This is a genomic window from Anoxybacillus sp. MB8 (assembly GCF_011006755.1).
Classification (GTDB): domain Bacteria; phylum Bacillota; class Bacilli; order Bacillales; family Anoxybacillaceae; genus Anoxybacillus; species Anoxybacillus gonensis.
The window spans coordinates 40457-53831 of record NZ_RXXX01000004.1 but is presented as its reverse complement, the minus strand read 5'-3'; the positions used below and the strand labels follow the sequence as shown (position 1 = coordinate 53831).

Genomic DNA, 13375 nt, shown 5'->3' with positions numbered 1-13375 from the left:
ATGGCGACATTTAAAGATTTCCGTAATAATATTAAACCGAACTGGTGTCCAGGTTGTGGCGACTTTTCTGTGCAAGCAGCCATTCAGCGCGCAGCTGCCAACGTTGGACTTGAACCACATGAACTTGTTGTTGTCTCTGGAATTGGTTGTTCAGGTCGTATTTCTGGTTATATTAACTCATATGGCTTCCATGGTGTTCACGGCCGAGCGCTTCCAATTGCTCAAGGGGTAAAAATGGCAAATCGCGATTTGACTGTTATTGCTGCTGGTGGCGACGGCGACGGATTTGCGATCGGAATGGGGCATACAATTCATGCTATTCGACGTAACATCGACATTACGTACATCGTCATGGATAACCAAATTTACGGATTAACAAAAGGTCAAACATCACCGCGCAGTGAAGTTGGATTTAAAACGAAGAGTACGCCACAAGGGTCAGTTGAGCCAGCGTTGTCGATTATGGAAATGGCATTAACAGCAGGGGCAACATTCGTCGCTCAAAGCTTTTCTAGCGATTTAAAAGAGTTGACGCAATTAATTGAAGAGGGTATGAAGCATAAAGGGTTCTCACTCATTAACGTATTTAGCCCTTGCGTCACATACAATAAAGTGAACACATATGATTGGTTTAAAGACAATTTAACGAGCTTAAGTTCAATTGAAGGATACGATCCGTCTAATCGCGAAATGGCCATGCAAACGTTAATGAAACATAAAGGGCTTGTGACAGGGCTTATTTATCAAAATAAAGAACGTAAATCATATCAAGATCTTGTGCCTGGTTATAGCGAAAAACCACTAACTGAAGCGGATTTAACAATGAGTAAAGAAAAATTTGATCAACTCGTTGCAGAGTTTATGTAAGATAGAAAAGAGGGTGGTAGCGGCCATCCTCTTTTTCATGGAAAAAACATTGTTTAAAAGTCCGGAAAATAATATACTATGTTAGTGTGCATCTATGAACAAAAGAAAGGAGAATAATGATGAACGAAAAACAACGTTTACAGTACACAGCACAAATTGAAACAGATCATCCAACGGACAAAAAATCCGCTTTGGATGAAAATTTACAGCGTCTAAAGCAAAAAACGAGTCAAGATTATGAAAAATATTTTTCAACTGTATTTGTTCCCCCATCTTTGAAAGAAGCAAAAAAACGCGGAAAAGAGGAAGTAAAATATCATAAAGATTTTTCTATTCCAGAAGAATTTCGCGGTATGGGGAATGGTCGCAAATTTTACATTCGTACGTATGGTTGCCAAATGAACGAGCACGACACAGAAGTGATGGCTGGTATTTTTATGGCGCTTGGTTATGAACCGACAGATCGCCCTGAAGATGCAAACGTCATTTTGTTAAATACATGTGCGATTCGTGAAAACGCGGAAAACAAAGTATTCGGAGAAATTGGCCACTTAAAGCCATTGAAACAAAACAACCCTGATTTATTGCTTGGGGTATGTGGCTGTATGTCGCAAGAAGAGTCAGTTGTTAATAAAATTTTAAAACAATTCCAATACGTTGATATGATTTTTGGTACGCACAATATTCATCGTCTTCCGTATATTTTGAAAGAAGCATACATGTCAAAAGAAATGGTTGTTGAAGTATGGTCAAAAGAAGGCGATGTCATTGAGAATTTACCGAAAGTGCGAAAAGGAAATATTAAAGCGTGGGTTAATATTATGTACGGTTGCGATAAGTTTTGTACGTACTGTATTGTTCCATATACACGTGGCAAAGAGCGCAGCCGCCGTCCAGAAGATATTATCCAAGAAGTACGTCACTTAGCCGCACAAGGATATAAAGAAATTACTCTTTTAGGACAAAACGTGAATGCGTATGGAAAAGACTTTACCGATATGAAATATGGTCTCGGTGATTTAATGGATGAATTACGCAAAATTGATATTCCACGCATTCGTTTCACTACAAGTCATCCGCGTGATTTTGATGACCGTTTAATTGAAGTGTTGGCGAAAGGCGGAAATTTAGTTGAGCACATTCACTTGCCTGTACAGTCTGGAAGTAGTGAAGTGTTAAAAATGATGGCGCGTAAATATACGCGTGAACAATATTTGGAGCTTGTTCGTAAAATTAAAGAAGCCATTCCAGGTGTCGCGCTTACAACGGACATCATTGTCGGGTTCCCAAATGAAACGGATGAGCAATTTGAAGAAACGTTGTCGCTCTATCGCGAAGTCGAATTTGATTCAGCATTTACGTTCATTTACTCGCCACGTGAAGGAACGCCGGCAGCAAAAATGGTTGACAACGTGCCAATGGAAGTGAAAAAAGAGCGTTTACAACGATTAAATGCATTAGTAAACGAAATTTCTGCGAAAAAAATGAAGGAATATGAGGGACAAATTGTCGAAGTATTAGTAGAAGGGGAAAGCAAAAACAATCCAGATGTTCTTGCTGGATACACGCGCAAAAACAAGCTTGTTAATTTCGTTGGGCCAAAGTCTGCGATCGGTCAACTGGTGAACGTGCGAATTACAGAAGCGAAAACGTGGACGTTAAACGGAGAAATGGTAGAAGAAGCGATTGAGGTGAAATAACGTGGCGAAATATACGAAAGATGACATCGTACAGAAGGCAAAAGAATTAGCTAAAATGATTGCTGAAACAGAAGAAGTGGAAATTTTTAAACAAGCAGAAGCAAAAATTCATGAAAATGAAAAAGTGCGCACGATGATTGCTAAAATTAAATCGTTACAAAAACAAGCTGTCAACTTACAACATTATGGAAAAATTGAAGCGCTGAAAAAAGTGGAAGCAGAAATTGACGACATTTACGAACAGCTATCAGACATTCCGATTGTAGAACAATTTAAACAATCACAAATAGAAATTAACGATTTATTGCAACTTGTTGCATCCACCATTTCAAAAACAGTGACAGACGAAATTATTACATCGACAGGTGGCGATGTGTTACGCGGAGAAACAGGTGCCCAAGTGAAACATAGCCATTGCGGTCATTGTCATGAATGAGTCCATTCCCTATGGGCTCTTTTTTTTATTTTTTGTACATATTTCGAAGAAGTTGCATACAATGAACTATACGGAATGATTGTTTTTTTATGTACACTTTTATGTTTCCTGTGCATAGGATAAAATGAACAATGCATTTTTGAGGAGGGTTTGTTTCATGTCCCAATACAGAGAAATTATTACAAAGGCAGTCGTGGGAAAAGGACGAAAGTTTACGCAATCGACGCATACCGTTTCCGCGCAACATCGTCCGACAAGCGTGCTCGGTTGCTGGATTATTAATCATCGATACGAAGCGAAAAAAGTGGATCGTAGTGTTGAAATTCATGGAAAGTATGATGTGAACGTTTGGTATTCGTACAACGATAATACGAAAACGGAAGTGCTGACAGAAACTGTATCGTACACAGATGTCATTCCGTTAAAGTATCGTAATGAAGAGCTGATTAGTGAAGAGCAAGAAGTGATTGCGCGCGTTGTTCAACAGCCGAATTGTTTAGAATGCACGATTGCTCCAAATGGAAATAAAGTCACTGTGGAAGTAGAGCGCGAGTTTGTTGCAGAAGTCATTGGAGAAACGAAAGTACGCATCGCCGTCGTAGATACATCATCAGACGAGGTAGAGGAAGATATTGATGCAGAATTAGAACAATTAGATGAAGAGCTTCTTCAAGAAGAAAGCAATAAAAACTAGGAAGTTTATTCTTCCTAGTTTTTATTTTTGATATAATAATTGAAGTCAATATTTTGGGCGTTGGAGGAAAAATCATGGCTTATACACCAATGATTCAGCAATATTTAACAATTAAGTCACAATATAAAGATGCATTTTTGTTTTTTCGTCTCGGTGATTTTTATGAAATGTTTTTTGAAGATGCCATTAAAGCGTCACAAGAGTTAGAAATTACTTTGACCAGCCGCGATGGTGGCGGGGAAGAACGAGTGCCGATGTGCGGTGTGCCTTATCATTCGGCTGCCATGTACATCGAGCGTTTAATTGAGAAAGGATATAAAGTTGCGATTTGTGAACAAGTCGAAGATCCAAAAACGGCCAAAGGGGTTGTGCGTCGAGAAGTTGTGCAACTGATTACCCCCGGAACAGTGATGGAAGGAAAGCAACTAGAAGAGAAAGCAAACAACTATTTAGCTTCATTAACGTCATTTGAAGATGGTACGTACGGATTTGCATATACGGATTTAACAACCGGTGAAAGTCGTATGACGATGCTTCATTCATTTGAAGATGTATTCAATGAAATTTACTCGATTGGCACAAAAGAAATCGTTGTCGCGACCGAGTACAAAGAACAATGTCAACCTCTGAAGGAGCGATATGCTCTTACCATTTCGTGTGAAGATGAAACGATGATTCCACCTTCTTGTGAATCGATTGTTTCTCATTTGAAACAAGAAAAATTACTTGTGACGTTTGGAAGGTTATTAAATTATTTAATTAAAACGCAAAGACGGAATTTAGCCCATTTACAGCCTGTAGAGTTGTATGAAGTTGATGCACATATGAAAATCGATGTGTATTCCAAACGAAATTTAGAGTTAACAGAAACGATTCGAACGAAAGGGAAAGCGGGCTCCCTTTTTTGGCTTCTTGATGAAACGATGACAGCTATGGGGGGGCGTTTGCTTAAACAATGGATCGACCGCCCATTATTAGATCGTGAAAAAATTGAACAGCGATTACACATGGTTGAACAACTGCTCATGCACTATTTCGAGCGACAAGAACTGCGCGAATATTTGCGTGGTGTATATGATTTAGAGAGACTGGCTGGCCGTGTGGCATTTGGAAATGTGAATGCGCGCGATCTCATTCAATTGAAAAAATCGTTAAAGCAAGTTCCGTTCATTTCTACCCTTCTTATGAACATGCGTGACGAGCATATTCAATCCTTTGCCGAACATTTAGATGCATGCGAGGACCTTGTTCAATTGTTGGAAGAGGCGATTGAAGAAAATCCGCCGCTTTCTGTGAAAGACGGTGGAATCATTAAAGATGGTTATAACGAAACGTTAGATCGATTTCGGGATGCTAGTCGAAACGGAAAAACATGGATTGCGCAGTTAGAAGCGAAAGAGCGGGAGTTAACAGGAATTAAGTCGTTAAAGATTGGCTACAACCGAGTGTTTGGATATTATATTGAAGTAACAAAAGCAAATTTACATTTGTTGCCGGAAGGACGATATGAGCGTAAACAAACGTTAGCTAATGCGGAACGATTTGTGACGAAAGAGTTGAAAGAAAAAGAAGCGCTCATTTTAGAAGCAGAAGAAAAAAGTATGGAATTAGAATACGAACTGTTTGTTTCTATCCGTGAACAGGTAAAGCAATATATTGTTCGTTTGCAAAAATTAGCGAAATATATAAGTCAACTAGATGTTTTACAATGTTTTGCGACTGTTAGTGAAAAATATAACTACTGTAAACCTCAGTTTTCTTATGATCGCCGTCTTGTCATTCAACAAGGGCGACATCCTGTTGTGGAAAAGGTGTTAGGATCGAACGTCTACGTTCCAAACGACTGTTATATGGATGCCGAACGAGAAATGCTCCTCATTACAGGGCCAAATATGTCTGGGAAAAGCACATATATGCGTCAAATTGCATTAACAGCCATTATGGCGCAAATTGGATGTTTTGTTCCAGCACAAGAAGCGATATTACCGATTTTTGATCAAGTGTTTACGCGTATTGGAGCGGCTGACGATTTAGTTGCAGGTCAAAGTACATTTATGGTGGAAATGTTGGAAGCGCGTCATGCGATCGTCCATGCGACACAAAACAGCCTTATTTTATTTGATGAAATTGGTCGCGGAACATCCACATATGATGGTATGGCGCTTGCTCAAGCCATGATCGAATACATTCATGATCGCATTGGTGCCAAAACGTTATTTAGTACGCATTATCATGAATTAACAGCGCTTGAACGACGATTGCCGCGTTTAAAAAATGTTCATGTTAGCGCAATTGAAGAAAATGGGACCGTCATCTTTTTGCATAAAATTAAAGAAGGTCCAGCAGATAAAAGTTATGGTATTCATGTAGCCCAGTTAGCGAAGTTACCGTTAGATTTAATTCAAAGGGCGGAACAAATTTTACGTGAATTTGAAACAAATTCAACGGGTGTGGCGAAAGAAAATAGAGAAACGTTTGAACAGTTAAGTATGTTTGCCGAGCAACATCACGAAGAGCGTTCGAGCGTATCGAAAAAAGAGAAAGAAGTGATCAAGCGCATCCAGTCTCTTCAGTTGCTTGATATGACGCCGCTTGAAGCGATGAATAAACTATATGAAATTCAAAAGCTATTAAAATGAAAGGAGGGGAATTGTGGGGAAAATTCGCAAGTTGGACGATGCGTTAGCGAATAAAATTGCGGCAGGTGAAGTCGTTGAACGACCAGCTTCTGTCGTGAAAGAGCTTGTTGAGAACGCGATTGATGCCCATAGCACGATCATTGAAGTAGAGTTAGAAGAAGCGGGATTAGCGAAAATTCGAGTCGTTGATAATGGTGATGGATTAGAGGAGGAAGATTGTTTTTTAGCGTTTGAACGGCACGCAACAAGCAAAATTAAAGATGAAGCGGATTTATTCCGCATTCGTACGCTCGGTTTTAGAGGGGAAGCGTTACCTAGTATTGCCTCTGTCTCGCATTTGGAACTGAAGACGAGCACAGGGGAAGGTCCGGGAACGTTGCTCGTTTTAAAAGGGGGAGAGCTTGTACAAAATGGCCGGACGAGCAGTCGAAAAGGAACGGATATTACTGTTTCGCACTTATTTTTCAATACGCCCGCTCGCTTAAAATATATGAAAACGATTCATACGGAACTTGGACATGTTGTGGATGTGATGAATCGTTTAGCGCTTGCTCATCCACATATTTCGTTTCGATTAACACATAATGGAAAACAACTGTTTTATACGAACGGAAATGGGGATGTGCGGCAAGTATTAGCAGCTATTTACGGATTTGATGTTGCAAAAAAAATGGTTGCGATTCGTGCAGAAACGCTTGATTTTACGATTGACGGCTACGTTGCTTTACCTGAAGTGACGCGTGCTTCCCGTAACTATATGACAACGATTGTAAATGGACGATATATTAAAAACTATCCGTTATATAAAGCGATTGAAGAAGGATACCATACGCTTCTTCCGATTGGACGGCATCCGATCGCATTTTTAAATATCGTCATGGATCCGCTTCTTGTGGATGTGAACGTTCATCCAGCGAAGTTGGAAGTGCGTTTTAGTAAAGAAGGGGAATTAAACGAACTCGTTCAACAAACGATTCGTCAAGCATTTCAAAAAAAGACGTTAATTCCTGAGGTAACGGCACCGCGAGTGGAAAAGCCGAAAACAGAGCAACAAACGTTTTCGTTTGAACATATTGTGAAAGAATCGCATATTGTTCCTCCGCGTACAACGATTTCACATCATGAACAAGGAAAGAAAAAAGAAGAACGAATAGTGTTAGAGGAACGGGAAGAACGTGTTTACGAGAAGGATACGAAGCCGCTTGATGTCGAACCAATCGTTGAAAACAAACATGTAACAGCTGAAACAAATCAAGAGCGCATTCCACCATTATATCCGATTGGACAAATGCATGGGACGTATATTTTAGCTCAAAATGAAAATGGTTTGTATATTATTGACCAACATGCGGCACAAGAGCGGATCAAATACGAATATTTCCGTGAAAAATTAGCAACCGTTACAAATGCATTACAGCCGTTGCTTATTCCATTGACGCTTACTTATTCATCAAGTGAGTATGTACTTATCGAAAGTTACCGCGAACAGCTAGCTAGTTGCGGTGTGATTTTAGAGCCATTTGGTCATAACAGTTTTATTGTTCGTTCTCATCCTCAATGGTTTCCAAAAGGGGAGGAAGCTACAATTATTGAGGAAATGATTAAGCAAGTATTAACGATGAAAAAAGTAGACATAAAGCAACTTCGCGAAAAAGCAGCAATAATGATGAGTTGTAAACAGTCGATTAAAGCGAATCAATTTTTGCGCAACGATGAAATATTTGCGTTGCTTGAATCGTTGCGTAAAACAAGCGATCCGTTTACATGTCCACACGGTCGTCCGATTATTATCCACTTTTCTACTTATGAATTAGAAAAAATGTTTAAACGAGTCATGTAAAAAGCGGATGTTTTTTCATCCGCTTTCAAATAAAAATTTTTTAAAATGAGATGATAAAATGTACATCGTTTGTCTATAATAAATAAATGTGAATTAGCGTGGAAAGTAGTGGTATTTTATGGGAGAGAAAGTCGTTGTGTTAATTGGTCCAACGGCTGTAGGGAAAACAAAAATGAGCATAGAGTTGGCCAAGCGTTTACATGGAGAAATTATTAATGGAGACTCGATGCAAGTATATAAAGGATTAGATATTGGAACCGCTAAAATTCGTCAAGAAGAAATGGAAGGTGTACCACATCATTTATTGAATATAAAGGAGCCGCATGAGTCTTTTTCTGTTGCAGAGTTTCAGACGCTTGCTCGCTCGCTCATTACAGATATAACAAAACGCGGAAAACTTCCGATCATCGTTGGGGGTACAGGGCTATATATTCAATCGGTGATTTACGATTATCAATTTTCAGATGCACCATCAAATGAAGCGTATCGCCAGTCGCTAGAACAATGTTCACCGATTGAACTTTACGAGCGACTAAAACAAATTGATCCGCTAAGTGCGGAACGTATTCATCCGAATAACGTTCGCCGTGTCATTCGTGCATTAGAAATTTATCATTGCACAGGGAGAACAATGACAGAATGGCTAAAAGAACAAAAAAGAAAACTAGTGTATAACGCAGCACTTATTGGATTGACGATGGAACGTGAAAAACTATATGAACGCATTAATGAACGAGTAGATCAAATGATTGATCAAGGGTTGATTGAAGAAGTGAAACGATTGTATGAACAAGGTTTACGAGACTGTCAAGCGATTCAAGCGATCGGTTATAAAGAGCTATATGCATATTTAGATGGACAAATCACGCTTGAAGAGGCGATTGAACAGTTGAAACAAAACTCTCGTCGCTATGCGAAACGTCAGTTTACATGGTTTCGTAATCAAATGCCTGTTCAATGGTTTGACATGACTGATGATACAATGTTTGAAAGACGAGTAAATGAAATTTCGCATTACATAGAAGGAAAGTTTCACTTTGAGGCGAATATATAGACGTAATGTAGAGAGAAAAGAGGAGGACGAAGTAATGAAAAACACAATAAACATTCAAGATCAGTTTTTAAACCAATTGCGCAAGGAAGAAACGACGGTTACTGTCTTTTTACTCAATGGATTTCAATTGCGTGGTTTAGTAAAAGGATTTGACAATTTTACGGTGTTATTAGAAGTAGATGGGAGACAACAATTAATTTATAAACATGCGATTTCTACATTTGCACCTCAAAAAAATGTGAAAATTGAAATGGAGTAAGCCAAATCGCTCACCATATCGGTGGGCGATTTTTTTCGTTAGGCATTTGTCACGAAATAGGTGACAACAGCGTATATTGATAAAAGAAGCAACGATGAAGGAGAGGTGACGTCGCCTTGTCAGAGTTGACGATGAAGCAAACAAAAAGTCAAATTAATATCGTGCTTAATGCAAAAAACGTCAATTACTTATCGAAAGAAGAAACGACAAATCGAATTGATTATCATCAACATGCCGTGTTAAAAGAGATTCAAAAAGAACTAGATGAATTAGTCGGGTTAAATGAAGTGAAAAAATTAATTAAGGAAATTTACGCATGGTTATATATTAATAAAGCACGTCAAGCCAATGGATTAAAAGGAAATAAACAATCGCTTCATATGATTTTTAAAGGAAATCCTGGAACAGGGAAAACAACAGTGGCCCGTATTCTTGGAAAGTTATTTTTAGAAATGAACGTCTTATCTAAAGGACACTTTATTGAAGCAGAACGTGCAGACTTAGTTGGGGAATATATTGGACATACGGCGAATAAAACGCGCGATTTAATAAAAAAAGCGCGAGGCGGGATTTTATTTATTGACGAAGCATATTCGCTTGCACGCGGAGGAGAAAAAGATTTTGGAAAAGAAGCAATTGATACGTTAGTAAAAGGAATTGAAGATTTTTCGGATGATTTAGTTGTTATTTTAGCGGGATATCCAGCTGAAATGGATTATTTTTTGTCGTTAAACCCAGGATTACCTTCCCGCTTTCCGTTGATGCTCGAATTTCCTGATTACACAACGGAAGAGCTTGTACAAATTGCAAAACAAATGCTTCATATAAGAGAATACGAGCTTACTTCTGAAGCGGAGCGAAAGTTGCGCGAACATATTGAACAACTACTGGCCGGGGGATATCAAAGAAAATTTAGTAACGGTCGCTACATTCGAAATTTGATTGAAAAAGCAATTCGGAAACAAGCGGTACGTTTGTTGCATGAAGGGCGCTATGACAAAAAAGAACTGATGATCATACGAGAGAGGGATTTAGTTTTTGAATAAATCGGGAAGGGAAACCTTCCTTTTTTATATTAGGAAAGAAGGGTTTCTTTTTTATTTGTAGAATATAGTTTGAAAATAAAAAATATTATTTACATGAATAAAAAAGAGAAGGAGGGGTTTGTTTTGTATTTAACGATTGGTGAAGTGTTTACACAGACGGTAAGAAAGTTTCCGAAAAAAGAAGCGCTCGTTGATGTTCGTACAGGGCTTCGCTATACGTACGAACAATGGGCAAAAGAAGTGGACAAACTTGCAAACGCTTTCTTAACAGCAGGGGTGCGAAAAGGAGATCGTGTATCGACCGTGTTATTTAATACGGCAGAGCTTGCGACCGCTTTTTTTGCGTGCGCGAAAATCGGCGCTGTCTTCAACCCGATTAATTTTCGCTTGCGACCAAAAGAAATCGCTTACATTTTAACGGATGCTACCCCAAAAATCGTATTATTTGAACAAGCGGTCGAACCACAAATCACAGCCATCCATCATGACTTTCCACACATTTCTTTTTGGATCATTGACGGACAAGTACCAGCGTACGCTGCTTCTTACCACGAACAAATCCAACATGCAAGCGACGAGCCTCCAGCCATAGACGTTTCCGAAAATGATTTGTATGCGATTATGTATACAAGCGGAACGACAGGGCGGCCAAAAGGCGTGATGCATCGACATCGCGACATGATTGAACAAAGCTTAATTTGCAATTCGGTCATGCGCATTCGTGAAACAGAGCGTGGGCTTGTTACCGCCCCAATGTTCCATTGCGCAGAATTGCATTGCTGCTTCCTCCCGCGCGTTCACGCGGGCGCAACGAACGTCATCGTTCACCATTTTGACCCGAAACAAGTATTAACCGTCATCGAACAAGAGCAAATTACCGTGTTATTTGCTGCACCGACGATGTGGAATATGCTTTTGCAAGAAAAATTGTCAGATTACGATTTATCCTCACTTCGCATCGGGTTGTACGGAGCGGCTCCGATGGCTCCAGTGCTTGTAAAAGAATGTAAAGAGCGGTTAGGCATTGATTTAATCCAAGCGTACGGCATGACGGAAATGGGGCCAGCTGTAACGTTCTTATATGAAGATGAGCAGTTAACGAAAGCAGGATCTGCCGGACGCGCATGCTTAAACCACGAAATTCGCATCGTCAAACCTCGCGAAGACGGACCGTCTGACCCAGAGGACATATTGCCGCCAGGGGCAGTCGGTGAGATTATCGTCAAAGGCCCATGCATGATGGTCGGCTACTACAACCGCGAAGATGCGACGGAAAAAGCGATGTATAAAGGCTGGTATCATTCTGGCGATTTAGGCTATATGGATGAAGACGGCTATTTATACGTTGCCGACCGCGTCGACGACATGATTATTAGCGGCGGTGAAAACGTTTATCCGCGCGAAGTAGAGGACGTGCTTTATGAACATGAAGGCGTGCTTGATGTTGCAGTGCTTGGCGAGCCGGATGCTTTATGGGGAGAAAAAGTCGTTGCATTTATTGTCAAAAAGGATCAACAGCTTACCGCGGAACAGTTAGAGGCGTTTTGCAAACAAAGCGACAAGCTCGCTCCGTATAAACGGCCGCGTGCCTACTATTTTGTCGACGCATTGCCACGCAATGCGAGCGGGAAAATCCAAAAATTTTTGTTGCGGGAGCAAATGAAAAACATGGCGCAATCATAGGGTGGTGACAACATGCCAACGTATTTGCACGAAGAACATCATATTTTTCGTGAGGCGTTCCGAAAATTTTTGCAAAAAGAAGCATATCCATTTTATGCTGACTGGGAAAAACAAGGAATCATTCCGCGCGAGTTTTGGCGGAAAATGGGGGAAAACGGGTTTCTTTGCCCATGGGTAGACGAAACGTACGGTGGATTTGGTGCCGACTTTGGCTATTCGGTCGTCATAAATGAAGAATTAGAAAAAGTAGGATCAAGCCTTGTCGGCATCGGCTTGCATAACGATATCGTCGTTCCGTATATCGCATCATATGGAACAGAAGAGCAAAAGAAAAAATGGCTGCCGAAATGCGTGTCTGGGGAGATCGTTACCGCCATTGCGATGACCGAACCAGGCGCCGGTTCTGATTTGGCGGGCATTTCGACAACGGCGGTGAAACAAGGCGACGACTATATCGTCAACGGACAAAAAACGTTTATTACAAACGGCATTCATGCGGATTTAGTGATTGTTGTCTGCAAAACAAATCCGCAAGCAACCCCGCCGCATAAAGGCATTAGTCTCCTCGTTGTCGAGCGCACAACACCGGGGTTTACACGCGGTCGGAAACTAGAAAAAGTCGGATTGCATGCCCAAGATACGGCCGAGCTATTTTTTAGCGACGCAAAAGTTCCGGCGGAAAACTTGCTTGGAGAAGAAGGGAAAGGCTTTTACTATTTGATGGAAAAATTGCAACAAGAGCGTCTCATCGTTGCGATCGCTGCGCAAACAGCGGCAGAAGTGATGTTTGATGTAACGAAACGATATGTGAAAGACCGCACGGCGTTTGGAAAAACGATTAGCCAATTTCAAACGGTTCAATTTCGGCTCGCGGAAATGGCGACGGAAATTGCACTAGGGCGCGCGTTTCTTGACGATGTCATCGAACAACATATCGCGGGGAAAGACGTCGTAGCGAACGTGTCGATGGCGAAATGGTGGATTACGGAAATGGCAAAGCGTGTCGCTTCTGAAGGAATGCAGCTTCATGGAGGATATGGCTATATGGAAGAATACGAGATTGCAAGACGCTACCGTGACATTCCGGTTAGTGCCATTTATGCCGGCACGAATGAAGTGATGAAAATGATCATCGCGAAACATCTTGGATTATAGGG

Annotated in this window: 11 protein-coding genes; all 11 read left to right on the top strand. The window is 40.5% G+C overall.

Annotated features, from left to right (window positions below):
• The 11 genes from EKC99_RS02680 (at position 1) to EKC99_RS02630 (ending at position 13373) form a co-directional block, all read left to right on the top strand.
• Complete coding sequence (locus EKC99_RS02680; RefSeq protein WP_009362671.1) at positions 1-867, top strand: 2-oxoacid:ferredoxin oxidoreductase subunit beta; 867 nt, start codon at positions 1-3, stop codon at positions 865-867.
• 119 nt (positions 868-986) lie between these two features.
• Positions 987-2567: a tRNA (N6-isopentenyl adenosine(37)-C2)-methylthiotransferase MiaB gene (gene miaB, locus EKC99_RS02675; RefSeq protein ID WP_163150465.1), complete on the top strand. Its 1581-nt coding sequence runs from the start codon at positions 987-989 to the stop codon at positions 2565-2567.
• A 1-nt stretch (position 2568) separates the two neighbouring features.
• Positions 2569-3003 carry a YlbF/YmcA family competence regulator gene (locus tag EKC99_RS02670; protein WP_163150354.1) on the top strand — a complete coding sequence of 145 codons (435 nt, stop codon included), beginning with the start codon at positions 2569-2571 and terminating at the stop codon, positions 3001-3003.
• Positions 3004-3160: 157 nt separating this feature from the next.
• Positions 3161-3697: an outer spore coat protein CotE gene (locus EKC99_RS02665; RefSeq protein WP_009362668.1), complete on the top strand. Its 537-nt coding sequence runs from the start codon at positions 3161-3163 to the stop codon at positions 3695-3697.
• Between the two features lie 74 nt (positions 3698-3771).
• Positions 3772-6336, top strand: a complete 2565-nt coding sequence (mutS, locus tag EKC99_RS02660; RefSeq protein ID WP_163150353.1) for a DNA mismatch repair protein MutS — start codon at positions 3772-3774, stop codon at positions 6334-6336.
• A 13-nt stretch (positions 6337-6349) separates the two neighbouring features.
• A complete protein-coding gene (gene mutL, locus EKC99_RS02655) occupies positions 6350-8176 on the top strand; it encodes a DNA mismatch repair endonuclease MutL (protein WP_163150351.1) in 1827 nt (608 codons plus the stop codon).
• Between the two features lie 118 nt (positions 8177-8294).
• Positions 8295-9230: a tRNA (adenosine(37)-N6)-dimethylallyltransferase MiaA gene (gene miaA, locus EKC99_RS02650; RefSeq protein WP_163150349.1), complete on the top strand. Its 936-nt coding sequence runs from the start codon at positions 8295-8297 to the stop codon at positions 9228-9230.
• Positions 9231-9264: 34 nt separating this feature from the next.
• The gene (gene hfq, locus EKC99_RS02645; protein ID WP_009362664.1) at positions 9265-9489 is read left to right on the top strand and encodes an RNA chaperone Hfq; all 225 of its coding nucleotides are present in this window, start codon (positions 9265-9267) and stop codon (positions 9487-9489) included.
• A gap of 116 nt (positions 9490-9605) precedes the next feature.
• The gene (gene spoVK, locus EKC99_RS02640) at positions 9606-10535 is read left to right on the top strand and encodes a stage V sporulation protein K (RefSeq protein WP_163150347.1); all 930 of its coding nucleotides are present in this window, start codon (positions 9606-9608) and stop codon (positions 10533-10535) included.
• 123 nt (positions 10536-10658) lie between these two features.
• Positions 10659-12218, top strand: coding sequence for a fatty acid--CoA ligase (locus EKC99_RS02635; protein ID WP_163150345.1), 1560 nt, complete (start codon positions 10659-10661; stop codon positions 12216-12218).
• Positions 12219-12230: 12 nt separating this feature from the next.
• On the top strand, positions 12231-13373 hold the full coding sequence (locus EKC99_RS02630; RefSeq protein ID WP_163150343.1) for an acyl-CoA dehydrogenase family protein: 1143 nt from the start codon (positions 12231-12233) through the stop codon (positions 13371-13373).
• The last annotated feature ends 2 nt before the right edge of the window (positions 13374-13375 follow it).

Coding starts and splice junctions, on each gene's coding strand:
- EKC99_RS02680 (WP_009362671.1), top strand. CDS start 1: ATGGCGACATTTAAAGATTTCCGTAATAATATTAAACCGAACTGGTGT.
- miaB (WP_163150465.1), top strand. CDS start 987: ATGAACGAAAAACAACGTTTACAGTACACAGCACAAATTGAAACAGAT.
- EKC99_RS02665 (WP_009362668.1), top strand. CDS start 3,161: ATGTCCCAATACAGAGAAATTATTACAAAGGCAGTCGTGGGAAAAGGA.
- mutS (WP_163150353.1), top strand. CDS start 3,772: ATGGCTTATACACCAATGATTCAGCAATATTTAACAATTAAGTCACAA.
- miaA (WP_163150349.1), top strand. CDS start 8,295: ATGGGAGAGAAAGTCGTTGTGTTAATTGGTCCAACGGCTGTAGGGAAA.
- hfq (WP_009362664.1), top strand. CDS start 9,265: ATGAAAAACACAATAAACATTCAAGATCAGTTTTTAAACCAATTGCGC.
- EKC99_RS02630 (WP_163150343.1), top strand. CDS start 12,231: ATGCCAACGTATTTGCACGAAGAACATCATATTTTTCGTGAGGCGTTC.